At 49.9% G+C, this 19,443-nt stretch carries 14 protein-coding genes; 5 read left to right on the top strand and 9 right to left on the bottom strand.

The features are described 5' to 3' along the window. Window positions 1-316: 316 nt before the first annotated feature. Window positions 317-1,087, bottom strand: a complete 771-nt coding sequence (gene istB / locus RGU75_RS11155; protein WP_322232626.1) for an IS21-like element helper ATPase IstB — start codon at window positions 1,085-1,087, stop codon at window positions 317-319. A gap of 11 nt (window positions 1,088-1,098) precedes the next feature. Beyond that, window positions 1,099-2,622: an IS21 family transposase gene (istA, locus tag RGU75_RS11160; protein ID WP_322240175.1), complete on the bottom strand. Its 1,524-nt coding sequence runs from the start codon at window positions 2,620-2,622 to the stop codon at window positions 1,099-1,101. Window positions 2,623-2,801: 179 nt separating this feature from the next. On the opposite strand from istA, the gene RGU75_RS11165 reads away from it, so the two are divergent. Beyond that, window positions 2,802-4,127: an MFS transporter gene (locus RGU75_RS11165; RefSeq protein WP_322235872.1), complete on the top strand. Its 1,326-nt coding sequence runs from the start codon at window positions 2,802-2,804 to the stop codon at window positions 4,125-4,127. A 58-nt stretch (window positions 4,128-4,185) separates the two neighbouring features. Here the strand turns inward: RGU75_RS11165 and RGU75_RS11170 are convergent, their stop codons facing one another. After that, window positions 4,186-4,929 carry a TetR/AcrR family transcriptional regulator gene (locus RGU75_RS11170; protein WP_322235874.1) on the bottom strand — a complete coding sequence of 248 codons (744 nt, stop codon included), beginning with the start codon at window positions 4,927-4,929 and terminating at the stop codon, window positions 4,186-4,188. 100 nt (window positions 4,930-5,029) lie between these two features. Between RGU75_RS11170 and RGU75_RS11175 the strand changes: the two genes are divergently transcribed. Then, entirely contained in the window at window positions 5,030-6,598 is a 1,569-nt protein-coding gene (locus tag RGU75_RS11175; RefSeq protein WP_322235876.1) for a 4-hydroxyphenylacetate 3-hydroxylase family protein, read from the top strand. Window positions 6,599-6,801: 203 nt separating this feature from the next. Here RGU75_RS11175 and RGU75_RS11180 read toward each other — a convergent pair whose 3' ends face one another. From RGU75_RS11180 to RGU75_RS11200, 5 genes are all read right to left on the bottom strand, one after another. After that, window positions 6,802-7,602 (bottom strand): MetQ/NlpA family ABC transporter substrate-binding protein, encoded by an 801-nt coding sequence (locus tag RGU75_RS11180; protein WP_322235878.1) that lies wholly within the window; start codon window positions 7,600-7,602, stop codon window positions 6,802-6,804. Window positions 7,603-7,791: 189 nt separating this feature from the next. After that, the gene (locus RGU75_RS11185; protein WP_322235880.1) at window positions 7,792-8,445 is read right to left on the bottom strand and encodes a methionine ABC transporter permease; all 654 of its coding nucleotides are present in this window, start codon (window positions 8,443-8,445) and stop codon (window positions 7,792-7,794) included. After that, entirely contained in the window at window positions 8,435-9,484 is a 1,050-nt protein-coding gene (locus RGU75_RS11190) for a methionine ABC transporter ATP-binding protein (RefSeq protein WP_322235882.1), read from the bottom strand. The genes RGU75_RS11185 and RGU75_RS11190 overlap by 11 nt, the downstream gene beginning before the upstream one ends. A gap of 547 nt (window positions 9,485-10,031) precedes the next feature. Then, complete coding sequence (groL, locus tag RGU75_RS11195; protein WP_322235884.1) at window positions 10,032-11,684, bottom strand: chaperonin GroEL; 1,653 nt, start codon at window positions 11,682-11,684, stop codon at window positions 10,032-10,034. A 96-nt stretch (window positions 11,685-11,780) separates the two neighbouring features. Beyond that, window positions 11,781-12,074 (bottom strand): co-chaperone GroES, encoded by a 294-nt coding sequence (locus RGU75_RS11200; RefSeq protein ID WP_322235886.1) that lies wholly within the window; start codon window positions 12,072-12,074, stop codon window positions 11,781-11,783. A gap of 387 nt (window positions 12,075-12,461) precedes the next feature. Between RGU75_RS11200 and RGU75_RS11205 the strand changes: the two genes are divergently transcribed. Next, window positions 12,462-13,112, top strand: a complete 651-nt coding sequence (locus RGU75_RS11205) for a DUF1345 domain-containing protein (RefSeq protein ID WP_322235888.1) — start codon at window positions 12,462-12,464, stop codon at window positions 13,110-13,112. Between the two features lie 204 nt (window positions 13,113-13,316). Here the strand turns inward: RGU75_RS11205 and mgtA are convergent, their stop codons facing one another. Beyond that, complete coding sequence (gene mgtA / locus RGU75_RS11210; RefSeq protein WP_322235890.1) at window positions 13,317-16,079, bottom strand: magnesium-translocating P-type ATPase; 2,763 nt, start codon at window positions 16,077-16,079, stop codon at window positions 13,317-13,319. A gap of 1,185 nt (window positions 16,080-17,264) precedes the next feature. On the opposite strand from mgtA, the gene RGU75_RS11215 reads away from it, so the two are divergent. Continuing rightward, on the top strand, window positions 17,265-17,447 hold the full coding sequence (locus RGU75_RS11215) for a hypothetical protein (protein WP_322235892.1): 183 nt from the start codon (window positions 17,265-17,267) through the stop codon (window positions 17,445-17,447). A gap of 369 nt (window positions 17,448-17,816) precedes the next feature. Further along, a complete protein-coding gene (gene dacB, locus RGU75_RS11220) occupies window positions 17,817-19,265 on the top strand; it encodes a D-alanyl-D-alanine carboxypeptidase/D-alanyl-D-alanine-endopeptidase (RefSeq protein WP_322235894.1) in 1,449 nt (482 codons plus the stop codon). The last annotated feature ends 178 nt before the right edge of the window (window positions 19,266-19,443 follow it).

The raw sequence follows: 19,443 nt of genomic DNA on the forward strand, positions 1-19,443 counted from the left end.
GAGTCGTTACTACTAGTTTGCCAGCGTAATCATCCTCCTCAGTCGCCGGTTCTCCTCTTCACACTCCTCATCCTCTTTATTAGAGACGCCTCAGTGCTATCGAATTTAGATCGTCATTTGTACACGGTTGCGTGTTATCTCGCTTGCGTCGAATATTTAAAGCACAAAAATGCAGGGGCAGTAATGGACGGTGAGCTAAATAAAATGCCGACCTCAAATTGGAGTGCGTATTCTGGTCAACGTGACCGCTCATTCTGGCCGATCGTGACCGCTGCGCCTGCGATGTTGTTACGCGGTTAAATTGTAATGTCTGCGGTCACGATGGGTCGATAGTTTTCTCCTTTTTGCTGGTTTTAGGTCGTTCTGCGCCACGCAGTGAATCGCCGGTCAGTGTCAGCCGATGATTGCGCTGCAGAATGCGGTCCAGGATGGCGTCGGCAATAGTGGCGTCGCCAATCCAGGCATGCCAATGGTCAACAGGAAGTTGACTGGTAATAATCGTCGCTCTGTTTGCCGCCCGGTCGTCAATCATCTCCAGCAAGTCGGAACGGGTCGTGCTGTCGATCGCGCCCATGCCCCAGTCATCAAGTACCAAGACATCGATCTTGGCGAGTTGGAGCAGCCATTTCCCAAAGCTGCCGCTGCCGTGCCGGATGCGTAGTTCTTCCTGTAGACGGGGTACGCGTTGATAAACAGCAGAGTATCCGCGCCGACAGGCGTACTGTGCCAGTGCGCAGGCCAGCCACGATTTGCCAGCACCGGTCGGTCCGGTAATGAGAATGCTGTGGCCAGCACTGACCCAATCTCCCAGCGCCAGACTCATCACTTCACGGCGGTCGATGCCACGCCCCGAGCGGGCATCAATGTCTTCAATCGCCGCTTGTGCGTATTTCAGGTGGGCGTTCTTAAGCAGGCGCAGGAGCTTGCGGTCATTGCGGCAATGGACTTCGCGATCAACCAAGAGTGCCAGACGTTCCTCGAAACTCATCGCCGCCATACTGGCCTGCGTCAATTGTTCCTCCAGTCCGGTCGCTAAGCCATCGAGTTTTAAGGTCCGCAATTGGGCCAGAGTGGTATGCATCATCATCGTTGACATCCTCATTGATAGTAATCAGGGCCACGCACATGGGCATGGTCAGGACTGACCCAATCGCCAACTGGGGCACACGGTGTGCGATCACGGTTATTTTTGAGAATGTCACGGACGTGGCGGTATTGGCAGGCACCGAGCTGTAAGGCCAGCATGCATCCTGCTTCAAGACGTGGCTTGCCGTAGCGCTTGGCCAATGACAGCAGACCAAGACAGGCACGGTAGCCGTGCTCGGGATGTCTGTTCTCGGCCATCAGACGCGTCACCGCCTCCGCTGTCGCCGTACCGATGGTCTGTCCCCAGTGAATCAGTCGCTGTGGCGTCCATTCCAATTGCGCACGATGCGCCACCGGCATATGCAGGGTGTCGGTGGTGAACCCGCCTTCGCCACTGTTGCGCGGATGACTGGCGACACGTTGACCGCGATGCAGGATTTCCACTGTCGTCGCTGTCATCCGGGCTTCCAGCACCTGACCGACCAGGGCTTGCGGCACACTGTAGTGATGGCGGCCGATCTCAACGTGGTAATCGTTATGCACCCTGACAGTCTTGAAATGCGCCATCTCATAACATTGCAATGGCAAAGGCCGTAGCGCCGGGACATCGAGTTGGGCAAACGCACTGGCGCGACTACCGGGTAGCTTCTGAAACGGCTTATCGTTAAGTACGCTCAGCAGCGGTGCGATGGCGACATCGACCTCGTGGACGCTGCTAAATTGCTGATGTCGCAGACGCGCCATGATCCAGCGCTCGACGATCTGCACTGCTGATTCGGCCTTCGCTTTATCCTGAGGATGACGCGGACGGGCTGGCAAGATGGAGGTGCCGTAGTGGCGCGCAAAATCGCGTACGGTGTCGTTACTGCGTGGTTCGTAGCGATTGGCGTCGGCGATCATAGCCTTCGGATTATCGGGAACAATCAACTGCGGTACCCCGCCGAAGAAGCGCAGCGCACGCGCTGTCGAAGTGAGCCAGTCGGCCATCGTCTCACGCGGCGTAGCACAGGCATAGGTGTAGCTCGATGCGCCCAGAGCAGCGACGAAGATGTGGGCACGGCTACCATCAGTGAGACCGATAGTCGGACCAGCATAATCAATGAACAGTTTCTCGCCAGCCCGGTGAATCTGGCGCATAGAGCGTTTGAGCTGTTTGGCAAACTGCCGGTAATTCACGCAGAACTGTGAGTAGGCATAGGTCTGGTGCTGGGCATAATCGGCACGATACTCTTCCCATAGCAACATCAGCGTCATCCCCTTGCGCCGCAGTTCGTGATGCAGCCTGGCGTAATCTGGCTGGACATGGTCTCGGGTCCGTTCTGGCGTGACCAAAAGCCGGTGCGCCAACTCGGTGTCGTCTACATCTTGCACCGCCGACCAGTCCAAACCGGCAACGGCGGCCAGGCCGACATACTTGGTGACGACTCCTTTTGAAATCCCCAGTGCTGCGGCAATCTGCTGGTGCGATAGTTTGGCATCCAGTTTTAAACGTAATACGTCTTTTATCTTACGCATAGTGATCCTTTGTACGGGCACGTTGTCTCCAGACAAACTGGAAGCGTACCCGTTCGGTTGCTCTATGCGTAACATCATCACGGTGCTGTACGACACCATTCCGGTATCGTGACCGATGATTCTGCTATCGTGACCGCCGATTCTGGTCGGGCTTGAAATCGGTCACGATAGACCGGAATGAGCGGTCACGATGCGCCAGAATGGTCGGTCACGATAGACCAGAATCGGTGGTCACGATCGGCCAGAATACCCATTGGAGATTGTGGCGTTTTCAATGGAGCTTTTTTCTTTTAACTGTTGGCGCTAGGTGCAATCAACTAGCTATAGCTTGGTGGGCGCTCAAGGAAACCGGTTCTGTCAGTTTTTTTTCGATAATAATAGCCTGCACCATTGGTGCTGAGGTACTAGCTAAACCTTTGTTGGGCTGGACCGGAGATCGTTATCCGAAAATGAAAATAGTCCGTGTTTGCAATGTTTTATCAATGACTGGTGCTGCTGGACTGTTGATACTTTCGTTCCTTGATCATTTTTCAGCAATTCTAGTAACAATGGCGATGATGGTTCTTGGAGTGGCAGTCGGGATTAGAGATCCAATCCAATCAAGTATTATTCCGCAGCTAGCATCTCCCGGCAGGGCTAGCGCGGCTTTCAATCAGAAAGCATTATTGTCATCTATTGCAATGCTTCTGGGGCCGGCTATTGCTGGATTACTTGTATCCACATTTGGGGTAGTACAAGCCTTGAGCATTGATTTGATTATTATCGTTGCTGCCCTAATCATGATATGCAAGTTCAATGTAGATGAGTCAGCAACGACACGCCGAACTATTGCAGACGTGGACAAAGTACCATTCATTACTCCTTGGCATGTACTAATTAGTTCCGGGTTTAAGGTCGTTTTTAAGGTGAAAATGGAGTTCTATCTTGCCTTGCTCGCAATGATGATAAATCTGGTGCTTTTTCCCTTTTTTGCTGTAATAGTTCCATTCTACGTGCAAGAGACTGTTCATCTTCCTGCTTGGTATATAGGATTGCTAGATTGCTCATTTGGGATTGGCATTTTGCTGGCAAGTAGAATAATGGCACGATTGGCCAGGCAACGTCTATTTAGAGACCATCTGATAATGGCAGGGTTCGGACTACTTGGTCTGAATTTATTAGCCGTTGGATTCAGCTTTGCGCCTTTTGTTTTACCAATCTTTTTTATTTTAGGCGGGATGGGATTAATTTTCATTAATGTGAACACATCAATGGTCAGAACCTTAGCAACACCTGCGGAGTTTAGAAATCGAATGGCGGCTACCGTGTCATTTTTCTCATCATTGGCGATCCCAATAGGCAGCCTGATTATGGGCTTTGCGATAAGCAACTATGGAGTAGAAGCAACATCTAAAATTACAGGAATGGCTATATTAGTGCTGATGTTTGGTGTGGCAATCATCCCGAATATTCGCCTATTTATGAGAATGTCAGAAGATGAACTTGATGAGGCTTATAGTCGAATATATCCAGCTGCTTTTCAATGACTTTGCATTTATCGACATACAGAGGCGCGGGACAGCGGATACCGCTTGTAAGTGTTTACTATCCCGCCCGCTTAATCAGCTCTTCAACATACATCGCAAATAATTCGCGCCCATCCTGACCAAACATCCTAATGCGCCCTGTGTGCGTCAACAGCAGCAAGCCGACGCAATGGCCGAACAGGGCGGTGGTTTCTCTGGCGGCTAGCGCATCCGAACATCCCAATTCTTGAAGACCTGTCGCGACACCGCTTAACGCATCCTGCAGACGTTGATTCAGATGCTCGTTGAGTGCTGGCGTGAGGCCGAGCGGTTTCATTTCCTGGAAAAAATAGAATCCTAAATCGAGTTCTCTTGGATTTTTCAGATAGAAATCGTAAAACGCCATGGCGTCGTGGGATACGCGCCTGGCTGCGGGAAGGTCGTGTTGATGGCCTTCGTGGACCGCTGAATTGAGCTGCTCGAGCGATTGCTTGAGCAGGTCGCCGTATATTTCTTCCTTGTTTTCGTAATGATTATAGATGGCGCTTGCGGTGTAACCTGCCTCGCTGGCAATGGCGCGGACATTTGCTTTCAACAGGCCATCTTTTTCGAATACCCGCCGCGCTGCTTGCAAAATCATCTGACGTTTTAAATCATTCACTGCGCGCAAACGTACCGCGCTGGGTTTGTCCGTTTTTTTTGCTGTGACCACGTCGAAGTCCAATGAAGCATCATTCGCACCGTTGTCAGTGTTCTCACTGTTGTTAATCGGGTTTGAAATCGATGCGACCGGCAATATTTTCATGTTTGTTGGCTTATTCATGAAAGAAGTTTATCACGTGAAAGACCGTTATGTGAATGCTTGACTTTAAAATGAACAGCGTTCATATTAATGATCATTACTCAAAAATGAAAGAAATATCATGTTGATGTCTTCTGCTGAATATCGCGACTCGCTCCGCAGTTACAAGCCAACTGTGTATGTCAATGGCCGGTTGGTCGAGTCTGTTGCCGATGAGGCGGCGTTTCTGCCGGGCATTAACGCGCTCGGGGTGACGTATGATTATGCGTTGGAAGAGAAGTACGCTCCGATCATGTTGGCCAAACAGCACACCTCGAGCAAGCAAGTTAACCGGATGCTACACATCAACACCAGCAGTGGAGATTTGCTCAACAAGCTGGAAGCGGTGCGTCTCTTATGCCAAGAGACCGGATGCGCGCAGCGCTATTTGGCGCATGACGCATTAAATGCGATTTACCAGGTAACGCATCGGATCGATGCCGACAAAGGCACCACTTACGGGCAACATTTTCTCAACTATTTGCATGACGTGCAGGACCGCGATCTGTCGTTGGGCATTGCTATGACGGACGCTAAAGGTGACCGCAGCAAGAAGCCGCATGAGCAAGCTAATCCCGATAGCTACGTGCATATAGTTGAACGCACTGCGAAAGGGATCGTGATTTCCGGTACCAAAGCGATTGTGACTGGCGCGCCTTATATGCACGAATTTCTGGTCATGCCGTGTCGGAATATGACGGAGCAAGATGCTGAGTTCGCTGTATGTTGTGCGGTCCCTTGCGATGCGCCAGGATTGACCATTGTGGCCCGTCCTGCCGGCCGTCCGGGCGAAAAGGCGGCACTGTTTAGCAACAAATTTGGACAATCTACCGGCGTCGTGATTTTCGATAAAGTTTTTGTTCCGTGGGAGCGGGTGTTTTACGCTGGTGAATGGGAACATTCCGGTTATATGACCTATAACTACGCGACGCATCATCGCCATAGTTGCATCGGTGCGCGTGCTGGCTTTGGCGATTTGCTGATCGGCGCTGGTGCGCTGATGTGCGAAGCGAATGGCTTTGATCCGGGTAAAGAAAATCATTTGCGTGAACAAATGGTGGAACTGATCAAGATAACCGAAGGTTTTTACGCCTGTGGCGTAGCGTCGTCGGTCTATGCCAAGATGGATGCGGGATCGCAGAGTTTTGTGCCTGATCCGGTATTTTCCAACATCGGCAAGTTGTTGTTATCGACCCAAATTTACGACATGCATCGCATCGCGCATTACGTTTCTGGCGGGCTGATTGTCGCCTTGCCGGGACCGGATGAAGATCATAATCCAGCGACCGCTGCATCGCTTGCCGAGGTATTGCGCGCCAATCCGGACGTGCCTTACGAAAAGCGGATTCAGACTGCGCGTTTTATCGAGGACTTAACCGCGTCTTATCAGGGTGGCTGGTATTCGGTCATCAGCTTGCATGGCGGCGGATCGCCCGCAGCGATGAAACAGGAAATTTATCGCAATTATCCCATCGGTAGCAAGGTGGAATTGGTTGAGCGATTGCTGGATCGTGGTTTGGTGGATGAACCGGGACGTGCGATTACCGCAAACAAGCAGCCGGGAAAATGTTGCGATACAGGCTGTACGCCGCCAGGAAAGGCCGTCATGGTGGACATGCCATTGACGACTAAACGATTGGAAAACGAGTGACTTTAGCGGCCTTCTGCGTGGACGGTTTGAGTGAACCGCACATGAAGGATGCGTATGCGCGCTACGCTAAATATTGAAGGGTAGGGTGTGTAGTTGAAATGCCGGTCCAGTATTGCCAACTAATGACAACTCAACCACCGGCGGTCACCCAGCGAAGATGGCGTGAATGCACGTCAACTTCGCTGGCGTTAAAAGCGACCTACTTACCAGGACGGAATGACCGAACTTTTGTATTGCTCTAAAACGTATTGTTTCACTTCAGGGCTATGGTAAGCCTTCAGCAACTTGGCGACCCAAGGCTTGTTTTTATCTTCTGTACGTACTGCGATGACGTTGGCATACGGGCCACGGGCGGCTTCGATTGCGATGCCGTCTTTGGTTGGGCTAAGGCCTGCTTTTTCTGCAAAATTGCCGTTAATAGCAGCTGCGTCAAGGTCATCTAACGAACGCGGCAATTGCGCTGCATCGATTTCGACAATCTTCAATTTCTTTGGATTTTCAGCAATATCCAGCGGTGTCGCTTGTAGTCCTGCGCCCGCTTTCAGTTTCAATAATCCTTGCGCTTGCAACAACAGCAATGCGCGGCCACCGTTGGTTGGGTCGTTCGGAATACCAATACGTGCACCGACCTTTAGGTCTTTTGGCGACTTGATTTTTTTCGAGTAAAGACCCATTGGGAACGTAATGGTGTAGCCGACGTTGCTCAATTTGTAACCACGATCCTTGATTTGCGCTTCCAGATACGGTAAATGTTGATAGCTGTTTGCATCAAGATCACCAGCCGCCAATGCAGCATTTGGCTGGATGTAATCGCTGAATTCAACAATTTGAATAGTCAGGCCATCTTTGGCAGCTATTTTTTTGACCACTTCCAGAATTTCTGCGTGCGGACCGCCGGTCGCACCGATCTTGATCGGCTTGTCCTGCGCCAGGACAGGAGTCGATACCAAGCTGGCGATGACGCTCAAGCCAGCAAAAAATTGGACTAATTGACGTCGGTTCATTTCTTTCTATCCTTTTGTAAATGGGCTTGTAGGTATCCGATTTTGTCAGAAACTTTACTTGCATTGGGTATTGATGATTGAATGCGGGTATTGCGTGAAGACAGAGATTTTACCAACGGCTATATCAACGGCTATAGCGATGGCCATTCAGCCTATCCAGACTGCATTATTTAAAAATGATCACCGATACTATTTGTGACTCAAGCGGCGTACAAGAACATCGCCTAAAGTTTGAACCAACTGCACAAACACAATCAAAATCAGTACGACGGCAAGCATGACTTCGGGCAAAAAGCGCTGGTAGCCATACCGAATTCCTAAATCGCCGAGACCGCCGCCGCCAATCGCGCCAGCCATCGCCGAATAGCCAACCAAGCTGACAAACGTAATCGTCAGCCCGGCAATAATACCGGCGAATGCTTCCGGGATCAGCACTTTATAGACGATTTGCCAGGTGGATGCGCCCATCGCCTGTGCCGCTTCAATCAAACCGCGATCCACTTCACGTAGCGCCGTTTCGACCAGTCGGGCGACGAAAGGGGCTGACGCCAGGGTCAGTGGCACAATTGCTGCCGCAGTGCCGATTGATGTGCCAACAAAAAAACGGGTAAAGGGAATGACTGCCACCAGCAAAATGATAAACGGCGTTGAACGGACCGCATTGACGATCAATCCGGCAATACGGTTAAATGCCAGATTCGGCAGCACACCATCGCGACCGGTCAGGTGCAACGCAATCCCTAATGGAATGCCTAGCACCGCGCCCAGAACGCCGGAAATGCCGACCATCATCAAGGTCTCGCCGAACGACGATAGGAATAGACTGAGCATTTCAGATGACATGGTTTAACTCCTCCACGGTAACGCCTTGCGCGCTTAAATAAGTCATGGCGGCAGCGATATTGTCGCCGCTACCATTGGCTAAAATTGCCAGAGAACCAAATGCCTGGCCTTGAATTTCATCAATCTGACCGTGCAATATGCTGAAGTCCAGATTGAATTTGCGCACGACTTCGGACAGCAACGGTTGATCCACGCTATCTCCGGTAAAGGCAAGCCGGAACAGATGGTCAGTGCCGTCAGCCGCATCGCTGCGCGCCAGGCGCGCACGCAAGCGTTGTAGCACGCCAGCGGGCAGATCTTGCGCGATCACGTCGCCGATCATGGCACGGGTCACAGGATGCTTAGGAGAGCGGAAAATATCGATGACTTCGCCATGCTCTATCACTTCACCAGCTTCCATAACGGCCATCCGGTCGCAGATCATCTTGATGACTTCCATCTGATGCGTGATCAGCACAATCGTCAGACCAAGCTCCTGATTGATTTTGCGTAATAATTCCAGAATCGAACGCGTCGTTTCAGGATCAAGTGCAGAAGTCGCCTCATCCGATAACAATACTTTCGGCGCATTTGCAAGCGCGCGCGCAATGCCAACGCGCTGTTTCTGACCGCCGCTAATCTGTGCCGGATAGCGATCTCTTAAATCTGTGAGGCCGACCAGTTCCAGTAATGGTGTCACTTTTTTGCTGATTTCGGCTTTTGACAAACCTGCAAGTTCCAGCGGTAGCGCGATGTTGTCATAGACCGAGCGGGACGATAGCAAATTAAAATGCTGAAATATCATCCCGATTTCACGCCGTGCTGCCCTTAGATCGGTGGCGTTTAACGCAGTTAAATCTCGGCCATCAACAATGATCTTGCCCGAAGTAGGTCGATTGAGAAGATTAAGCGTACGCACAAGCGTACTTTTACCAGCCCCGCTACGACCAATAATCCCAAAAATTTCGCCCTTGTTAATCGTCAGATCAACATTGCGCACTGCATCTACCGGCCCATTACTGCCTTCGAATCGCTGAGTTACTGCTTGTATTTTTATCATTTAGGAATAAAAAAAGGCAGCTGACTGCCCCAACTTCGACAATCCGCCGCCAATATAATTTTTATGTAAGTGCTTATTTTATAAGGATTTTGTATTCCGGCAAAGTATCTTTTAGGTATTCCCATATTACCCAACCGCATAAGTGTCGGACCTACGCAAAAACGCCCCAGCTGCTTTGTGCTTTTCTTGCCGCCAACGTGGCCCGGCACTCGCGTGCTGTCTGCGTCGGCACGCCTTGCTGGGACGGTTTTGCGTAGGTCCTGCGTACTCGGTTCAGTAACAGCCTCTCAGGGGCTTGGTGTTCTGTAGCTTTCATCGAGATTAAACCAGCAAACGCAAAAAAGCCCGCAAAAAGCGGGCTTCATATCCAAAGCAACCATCCACCCTCAACAAAATAAAGAAGATGATACAGCGACTCTGTGGGATCGCTGAGAACCGTAGCGAGCGCCGTAAGGTTGTAGCCGAGAAGCGCAGCCGTACGCAGGTACGGCGAGCATCGCAGACTACAAGATTACGGTGCGCAGTAGGTTATCAACGATCAATCTCACTACATCATGCCGTCCATGCCACCCATGCCACCCATACCACCCATACCACCAGGCATACCACCACCTGATTTGTCGTCTGGTAATTCAGCGATCATTGCGTCAGTTGTCAGGATCAGGCCAGCAACAGAAGCAGCGTTTTGCAATGCTGAACGTGTTACTTTTGCTGGATCAAGAACACCCAGCTCAACCAAGTCACCGTAAGTACCGTTAGCAGCGTTGTAACCGTAGTTACCTGTGCCAGCCAATACTGCATTGATGACAACCGATGGCTCGTCGCCTGCGTTAAATACGATTTGACGCAATGGCTCTTCAACTGCGCGCAGCACGATTTTGATACCAGCATCTTGATCGGCGTTGTCGCCTTTCAGGTCTTTAACGTTAGCACGTGCGCGCAAGAAAGCAACGCCGCCGCCAGGAACAACGCCTTCTTCGACTGCAGCGCGCGTAGCGTGCAATGCATCTTCAACGCGTGCTTTCTTTTCTTTCATTTCGACTTCAGTAGCTGCGCCGACTTTGATCAGTGCAACGCCGCCAGCCAACTTGGCAACACGTTCTTGCAACTTTTCACGGTCGTAGTCAGAGCTTGCTTCTTCGATTTGGGCGCGGATTTGCTTAACGCGTCCTTCGATCGAGATTGCTTCGCCAGCGCCATCGATAATGATAGTGTTTTCTTTGCTGATTTCGATACGTGCAGCTTGGCCTAGTTCTGCCAATGTTACTTTTTCTAATGTCAGGCCGACTTCTTCAGCAATCACTTGACCACCGGTCAGGATAGCGATGTCTTCCAGCATTGCTTTACGACGATCACCAAAGCCTGGTGCTTTAACAGCAGCAGTTTTCAGGATGCCGCGGATGTTATTGACGACCAAAGTTGCCAGTGCTTCGCCTTCGACGTCTTCTGCAATGATCAGCAGCGGACGGCCCGACTTAGCGACTTGCTCCAATACCGGAAGAAGATCACGGATGTTAGAGATTTTTTTGTCGAACAACAGAACGTAAGGCTGTTCCAGAGCAACAACTTGTTTTTCTTGGTTGTTGATGAAATATGGTGACAAATAGCCACGGTCGAATTGCATACCTTCGACGATGTCTAGTTCGTTTTCCAGTGATTTACCATCTTCAACAGTGATAACGCCTTCTTTACCGACTTTGTCCATTGCCTTAGCAATGATTTCACCGATATCGGTGTCGGAGTTAGCAGAGATCGAACCAACTTGTGCGATTTCTTTGCTAGTAGTCGTTGGCTTAGCCAATGCTTTGATTTCAGCAACGATGGCGACAACAGCTTTGTCGATACCGCGCTTCAGGTCAGTTGGGTTGAAACCGGCTGCAACATACTTGAAACCTTCGCGCACGATAGCTTGTGCTAACACGGTTGCAGTAGTAGTACCGTCACCAGCGTTATCTGAAGTCTTGGAAGCAACTTCTTTAACCAGTTGCGCGCCCATGTTTTCCAGCTTGTCTTTCAGTTCGATTTCTTTAGCAACTGAAACACCATCTTTAGTAACGGTAGGAGCACCGAAGCTACGCTCCAGAACCACGTTACGGCCTTTAGGGCCCAGAGTGACTTTAACTGCGTTGGCTAGAATATTGACGCCATTAACGATCTTGGCACGTGCATCATCACCAAAAATTACTTGCTTTGCTGCCATGTTGATTCTCCTGAATACGGTTGAATGTAGAGCGTAGAGATCGAAGCGGCCTTATTGCGAAAATTGCAATGGGCTTCGATCAATCTGAACTATGAATTACTTACCTTCGACGATAGCGAAGATGTCTTCTTCGCGCAAAATCAGTAGTTCCTGGCCATCGACCTTCACTACCTGACCTGCATATTTGCCGAAAAGAACGCGCTCACCGACTTTAACTGCCATCGGGCGAACTTTGCCGTCTTCCAGAATCTTGCCGTTACCAATAGCCAATACTTCACCTTGATCAGGCTTTTCGGCTGCTGCCTCTGGCAGAACAATACCTGATGCAGTTTTTGTTTCAACATCTAGACGCTTAACGACGAGGCGGTCATGCAAAGGACGAAGATCCATGTGTAACTCCTTCAAAATTCAACAAGTTATAATTTTTGCAGCAACATTGCAGCAACGACTGCACCGATTAGTTTGGCTTTTACAATGTGCCGCACAGAAAAAGTGACTAGGTCAGGGAGATTGTTAGCACTCTCACCTAACGAGTGCTAAGTATAGGGGTGGTTAGTTGATTTTTCAAGAGTGATGTTCTGTACTCTCTTTTTTATTTACCAAAGCCGCTACAATTAATCACAGGCGGCAATATTAATTTTTTGTCAATAAAAATACAAAGAGGTTTTGTTACAAGGGAATCTTGTCGTGAAAGCAGGGTTGCCGCTATGATGATCTGGCATGAACGTTTGGGCGTGGTCTCCAAATCTGCCACTTCTATTTTTAAGGTCTTAAAGAATGCGTATTCGTAATCTGGTTTTTCATACTCATCCACGTCTGGTGCTCGCTGTGATCTTTGGTGGCGTCATCTGGGCACTCTTGCCGAATGGGTCGACCATTACCCGTGGGCTCATCAGCTGGAACGCCGGTGTGTGGGGATATCTGATCGCCATCTGGTGGATGATGGTGAGAGCTGGATCGGCACAAGTTAAAAAGCGGGCCGCGATTGAGGACGAAAACGACAGCATGATCTTGATGCTGATTTGCATTGCGGCGATCGCGAGTATCGCAGCGGTCGTTTTTGGGTTGTCTCAGGCCAAGGACTTTTTGCCGGGGCCGAAGGAAGTCCGCTATCTATTTACTGGATTGACCGTTCTCGGATCGTGGTTTCTGGTTGGCACCATGTTCACCTTGCACTATGCGCGACTGTTTTATAGTTCTGGTATTGGACCGGCACCTTTACGGTTTCCTGAGGGCGAAGAAAACCCCGATTATTGGGATTTTCTCTATTTTTCGTTCACATTAGCGGTGGCAGTACAAACCTCGGATGTGAGCGTCATGACCCGCTCAATGCGTAAGACAGTATTAGTGCAATCGATATTGACGTTTTTATTTAACTCGGCGATTCTCGGTTTGTCGATCAATATTGCTGCGGGTTTGATCTCCTAAGATTCTCACGAGCGTGGTGCAAAGAGTGTCCGAAAACACCGCATGTCGGGGACGCTTGGCCCACCATATCTCTCTACGGTGCCGGCATAAAAAAAGCGGCCAGCAAATGCTGTCCGCCTTCTAGACGCTATTTCTATCGGCTTATTCTCAAGCCATTTTTAAGCCATTTTTAAGCCATCCTAAGCCATTCCTAAGCCCACTTTTTTACTGCCAGCCATACCGTTTGGCATACCAACCCTTCATCATCTGCGTCAGCACCGCATACGCACCCAATATCAGCAATAGCCATGGGAAGTAGCTCAGCGGCAGCGCTTGCAGTTTGAAGTAATGCGCCAAAGGCGACATCGGCAGCAAGATTCCAATCGCCATGATGATGACGGTCATGCTGATGAGCGCCCACGAAGCACGGCTTTGGAAGAACGGTATCTTGCGGGTCCGTATCATGTGTACGATCAACGTTTGCGACAGCAAGCCTTCAATAAACCAGCCCGACTGGAACAGGGTTTGGTGCTCGTTGGTATTGGCGCCAAATACGTACCATAGCAAGGCGAAAGTGGCGATGTCAAAAATCGAACTGATCGGACCAAAAAAGATCATGAAGCGACCGATTTCTTTCGGGTCCCAACGCTGTGGTTTTTCTAAGAATTCCTTATCCACATTGTCGAACGGAATCGTAATTTGTGAGATATCGTAAAGCAGATTTTGCACTAGCAAATGCAGCGGCAACATGGGCAAAAAGGGCAAAAATGCACTCGCTACCAGTACAGAAAAGACATTGCCGAAGTTGGAGCTGGCCGTCATCTTGATGTACTTCAGCATGTTCGCAAACGTCTTACGACCTTCCAGAACACCCTCTTCCAGCACCATCAAACTCTTTTCCAGCAGAATGATATCGGCTGCTTCTTTCGCGATATCGACCGCAGTATCGACCGAAATACCGATGTCTGCTGCGCGTAACGCAGGCGCGTCGTTGATGCCATCGCCCATGAAGCCGACCACGTGGCCGTTGTCATGCAGTCTACGCACGATACGTTCTTTATGCGTCGGACTGAGTTTGGCAAATACGGTGGTTTTTTCGACTGCAATCGCCAGGTCTGCGTCGCTCATATCTTCGACGTCAGAACCCAGCAACATGCCATCGACGGTCAGGCCAACCTGACGGCAAATTTTGGCCGTTACCAGTTGGTTGTCGCCAGTCAAAATTTTGACCGTCACGCCGTGTTTTTTCAATGCATCCAATGCGGGTTTGGTCGATTCCTTTGGGGGATCGAGGAAGGCAATGTAACCGATCAGCACCAAATCCGACTCGTCGGCCACGCCATAGACTTCCTTGGTCGGCGGCAAATCTTTAGCGGCCACCGCGACGACGCGTAAACCTTCTGCGTTGAGGCTGGCAGTAGTCTCGTGGATTTCTTTGAGAAGCTCAGCACTAAATGGCACTACCGTCCCGTTGTGACGGGCGTGGGTACAAATGGAGACGATCTCTTCGACCGCGCCTTTGCAAATCAATTCATGATGATCCTCACGTTCGCTGACGACCACCGACATCCGGCGCCGCTGAAAATCGAACGGGATTTCATCAACCTTGCGGTACGCAGAAGCCAGCGCCATTTCGCGTTGCAGCTCGGCATGATCCAGGACCGCCACGTCAAGCAGGTTTTTAAGGCCGGTTTGATAGTGACTATTCAGGTAAGCGTATTCCAACACCAAGTCATCCTGCTTACCTAGAATATCGGTATGCCGCTCCAGAAAAATTTTATCCTGTGTCAATGTGCCGGTTTTATCCGTACACAAGACATCCATCGCACCAAAATTTTGGATCGCATCCAGTCGTTTGACAATCACCTTCTTGCGCGAGAGTGCGACTGCACCCTTAGCCAGCGTCGAGGTGACAATCATCGGCAGCATTTCCGGCGTGAGACCAACCGCGACGGATAAGCCAAACAGAAACGCCTCAACCCAGTCTCCTTTGGTGAAGCCATTCAGAAAGAAGACAATCGGCGTCATCACCATCATGAAGCGAATCAATAGCCAGCTGACTTTATTGACACCAAGCTGAAACGCAGTCGGCGTGCGGTCGGTGGCGGTGACGCGTTCGGCCAGTGCGCCAAAATACGTTTGATTGCCGGTCGTGACGACAATCGCAGTCGCTGACCCGCTAATGACGTTGGTGCCCATGAAGCAAAGATTGTCCAGCTCCAGAGGATTGTTAGTTGCTTCACCGCGATGCTGTAGAAATTTTTCTACCGGTAGCGATTCGCCGGTCATGGCGGCTTGGCTGATAAACAAATCCTTGGCTGTCAGCAAACGCAAATCGGCTGGAATCATATCGCCAGCGGATAGTTGGACGATGTCGCCCGGAACCAGTTTTTTGATCGCCAGTTCAATTCGGCGCGCACCCTTTGGATGCAAAGTGACATCAAAATAGCGCAACGCTTCATCGGCAATATCGGAAACCAGATCATGGCGCAATACGGTTGCGGTATTACTGACCATTTCCTTCAACTTATCGGCTGCACTGTTTGAACGTGATTCCTGCACAAAGCGCATCAGCGTCGATAACACCACCATCGTCCCGATGACGACGGTGGCTTTCATGTCTTCGGTCGCAAACGATACCGCCGCCAGAACGGTCAGCAGAAGATTGAATGGATTCTTATAGCACTGCCATAAATGCGCCCACCACGGCAACGGCTTTTCATGCTCGACTTCGTTAGGGCCAACTACAAGCCGAATTGCATCAGCCTCGGAATCGGTCAGGCCATCAGTACGGCTTTTCAATTGTTCCAGCAAACTCGGTAGATCGGCCCGCGCAGCTTTGAGCAAATGCTGGGCTAGCGTTGGTGGCACTTCATTTGGGGTCGGCGTACTACTAAACATGTCGCTACTGAAGCGGCGGAAATGTCGGTCCATACCATGGGCATGAACAAACCTGACAAAGGAGTCTTTCAAGAGATTCAAATTCATAGCGTTATTTTTTCTATATAGAATTCTCGGCCGCGTTGATCTGTCCCGCCCAATCAGTTGGACTGCTATTGGGCACACGCGTGACTGCTCGCGCAATCGTGGCGTTTCAAGGTCATCACTAAAGTCTCCGATACTGCTAACCGATGGTGAGTTCTTTATGCCGCCGCAGATTTCTACGACTATGCATCTGACACCATTACTAAGGGCCAACACTTAACTGAAATTTTAGGGATTGCCTTATCAGGACTACTGGAATTACTTCCAACTCTTCACGGCCTGTCATTAATGTTAACGATATGCATATCGATATTGACGACATACAATCGACGACAGACGGGGCAAAAAAATCAAATCCTCCTACTGCAAAGGGTAAAACTGTAAAATTAACCGGTGATCTTTTAACGATAAAGATGATTGCCTGCGCGAGCATGTAAACTACTTCGCGATAGTAACGCCAACTGGGTATAAACCTTGCACCAAATTGATACTAACTTGGTACGCAATTGTCACCAGCGGGACTGTTGACGCAACATCGCTACCAACTGTTGTCGCTCACTATCGGCGTTTCGTCGGATGACGCGTCGTCGCAACGTCTCGCCAACACTCCACAGCGAGCGTCAACTCAGCGCTAATTGACGAAAACGCGGTCATGGCAATGCGTGAACGCAGAAACACACAAGCAATGCTGACGTAATTTAAGTAACTATCTTTATCGGGTAATGGAAATCTACGATCAAAGCAAACACATTCAAACACATTGTCTGCAAAGATCTTTGGGATACCATCATTCGCCAGCGGCGAGATGACGGCAGGGGAAGCCTGCGTTATCTTGCCGAGACGATGCCAGAACGGGTCTGGCAACAACTGTCACTCGAACAAGTGCCCATGAATGGGGCTCCATAAAATGAAAACAAGCGGATGGTAATCCTGCCACAAACGCCGGTCAAGAAAAAATTGTGCACCCCAGCATAAGAGCGCACTAAAAAGGTTTAATGCCGCGCATTATGTTGTTTTTAGTTAAGGTTGAGCGCCTGAAGGTGGGGATCACTGAAGGCTTATAAGTTAATTAAAACGCCACTTTAAGTCGCCTATTAAGGCATTGATGACGTCGACTGTCATATCAACGTCTTGCTTATTGCTTTTTGCAAACTATACTTAAAATATAATCAAAAGACGGAGACAGCCATGCAAAACTTCCTGATCGCTAATTTTCTTTTCTTTATCCCCATGGCGCTGTTCGGATTAATCTTATTTGCAGAAGTGCCGGTACACTCAAAAATCGCGCACGGCGGATTATGTACGGTTGGATTGGTTGTCGGCTCTGTCTTCGCATTCATCGTGCTTCAATTAATTAGTTCAATGATTTAGAAGGGGCAATTTTCACCGCGAAGGTGGACATGATCGGATAATCTGTCTAAATCCGATCGACTACTTAATATGGCGCGCTGACTGTTATGCGCGCTATGTTGCTATCCTTTTCTGAATTAAACTACATTGCGTAAGGCGATTTCTCGCGTGCGCAAAATACACCGAAAAATACACTCATCACATCAAAAATGTTGATGCTCTGTTGTAAGCCCTCTCCAATAGGTCCTTTGTGTTGAGGATTTTTTTAATTCTACCTCCGGGTCAAAAATAGCATTTGCGCAGTTCTGTTACAACGCATCAATTGATCGCGTTGCATAGCATGGGATAATCACGCATGCGATCCCTCATTTCCCTCATTTCCTGAACTCCATGCCGAACAAATTCCGTACGATCCTCAGTGGTGCACTGCTTTTTTCGTCGCTCTTATTTTTTCCCTATTCAGTCAGTAACGCCCAGGATTTGGCATCTTCAGGTTTGCCTCGGTCGGTCACCGCCGCGCTTCAGGCAGCGGGTATTCCATCAGAAAATGCGGGAATTTACGTGCAAGAGGCCGCGGTCGGTGGCAAAGTGTTGGCTGCAAATAATATCAATACACCATTTAATCCTGCCTCCACGATGAAGCTGGTCACCACCGATGCCGCGCTCGAATTGTTAGGCCCGACGTTTAACTGGAAGACAGCGGCTTATACCGACGGGCAACAAATTGGCAATACTTTGCAGGGCGACCTGATTTTTAAGGGCAGCGGCGACCCTAAATTAGTGCTGGAAAATTTCTGGTTATTCCTGCGCCAAATCCGCGCCAAGGGTATTCGGGATATTCGCGGCAATGTCGTGCTGGACCGCAGCATTTTTGACGAGAACGTTTATGATCCATCTCAATTTGATGGCGACCCTTTAAAGCCGTATAACGTAGGTCCTGATGCTTTGTTGTTGAATTACAAGACATTGACGTTCCAATTTATGCAGGATGAATCAACCGGTCTGAACCGCGTCGTGGTCGATCCACCCATGGCCGGCTATCAAGTCATACCACCGCGCTTGGGCAAAGGCGCATGCGGCGACTGGCAAGGAAAGCTATTGGCCACTTTTGATGAAAAGGGCGCCAATTTTAGTGGCGCGTTGCCAGCATCGTGCGGTGATAAAACCTGGTATATCAATCCCTACACAATGAGTTCCAACGCCTATTTCGGCGCAGTATTTCGTCAAATGTGGAGTGACCTTGGTGGCACACTCAGCGGCACAGTCAAAACGGGCATTGTACCGGTTGGGACGCGGTTTATTGCCGAGTGGAATTCAGTGACCTTGCCGGAGGTGATTCGTGACATCAACAAATATAGCAACAACGTCATGGCGCGTCAGGTGTTGCTGACGATTGCCGCCGATATCCTGAAATTGCCTGCCACGCCAGAACGCGGTGCACGTGCGGTACAAAGCTGGCTTGCCAACAAGGGGATTGATGCGACTGATCTGGTGATCGAAAACGGTGCCGGTTTGTCCCGCAATGAACGCATCTCGGCACGCACGATGGGCCGCATTCTGGCCTCCGCCTATCAATCGCCGACCATGCCTGAGTTTATGTCTTCGATGCCATTGGTCGGTTTTGACGGCACCATGCGCAATCGACTGAAAGGGCAGGGCGTCGCCGGTCAGGCGCATGTAAAAACGGGCACGCTCAATGACGTTCGGGCGATTGCCGGTTACGTATTGGCAGCTTCCGGTAAATATTACGTAGTGGTCTGCCTAATCAATCACGGAAACGCATCGCGCGGGCAAGCGGCGCAGGATGCATTGCTGCAATGGGTTTATGAGAATGGTTGATTTGTGCATTACGGCTGATGCGGTGAGGTTTGATTGGTCGTTTTATGCGATAACGGCGAAGCGCGAAGAATTTTGTAACAAGACAAAATTTCTCCTCTGCGCAGTCTGAATCACTCACTTTTTTTCGATGAACCGGATCAGTGCAGCATCAAGTGCTGAATCAAAGCCAAGTGTAAAA

Origin of the sequence: Glaciimonas sp. CA11.2 (assembly GCF_034314045.1) — a bacterium.
In the GTDB taxonomy this organism is placed as follows: Bacteria; Pseudomonadota; Gammaproteobacteria; order Burkholderiales; family Burkholderiaceae_D; genus Glaciimonas.

Bases quoted from the DNA above. Each gene is read 5' to 3' on its own strand.
- dacB (WP_322235894.1), top strand. From the start codon at position 17,817: ATGCCGAACAAATTCCGTACGATCCTCAGTGGTGCACTGCTTTTTTCG.
- RGU75_RS11215 (WP_322235892.1), top strand. From the start codon at position 17,265: ATGCAAAACTTCCTGATCGCTAATTTTCTTTTCTTTATCCCCATGGCG.
- RGU75_RS11180 (WP_322235878.1), bottom strand. From the start codon at position 7,602: ATGAACCGACGTCAATTAGTCCAATTTTTTGCTGGCTTGAGCGTCATC.
- groL (WP_322235884.1), bottom strand. From the start codon at position 11,684: ATGGCAGCAAAGCAAGTAATTTTTGGTGATGATGCACGTGCCAAGATC.
- RGU75_RS11185 (WP_322235880.1), bottom strand. From the start codon at position 8,445: ATGTCATCTGAAATGCTCAGTCTATTCCTATCGTCGTTCGGCGAGACC.
- RGU75_RS11190 (WP_322235882.1), bottom strand. From the start codon at position 9,484: ATGATAAAAATACAAGCAGTAACTCAGCGATTCGAAGGCAGTAATGGG.
- RGU75_RS11175 (WP_322235876.1), top strand. From the start codon at position 5,030: ATGTTGATGTCTTCTGCTGAATATCGCGACTCGCTCCGCAGTTACAAG.
- RGU75_RS11200 (WP_322235886.1), bottom strand. From the start codon at position 12,074: ATGGATCTTCGTCCTTTGCATGACCGCCTCGTCGTTAAGCGTCTAGAT.
- RGU75_RS11165 (WP_322235872.1), top strand. From the start codon at position 2,802: ATGGTCGGTCACGATAGACCAGAATCGGTGGTCACGATCGGCCAGAAT.
- RGU75_RS11170 (WP_322235874.1), bottom strand. From the start codon at position 4,929: ATGAATAAGCCAACAAACATGAAAATATTGCCGGTCGCATCGATTTCA.
- mgtA (WP_322235890.1), bottom strand. From the start codon at position 16,079: ATGAATTTGAATCTCTTGAAAGACTCCTTTGTCAGGTTTGTTCATGCC.
- RGU75_RS11205 (WP_322235888.1), top strand. From the start codon at position 12,462: ATGCGTATTCGTAATCTGGTTTTTCATACTCATCCACGTCTGGTGCTC.
- istB (WP_322232626.1), bottom strand. From the start codon at position 1,087: ATGATGATGCATACCACTCTGGCCCAATTGCGGACCTTAAAACTCGAT.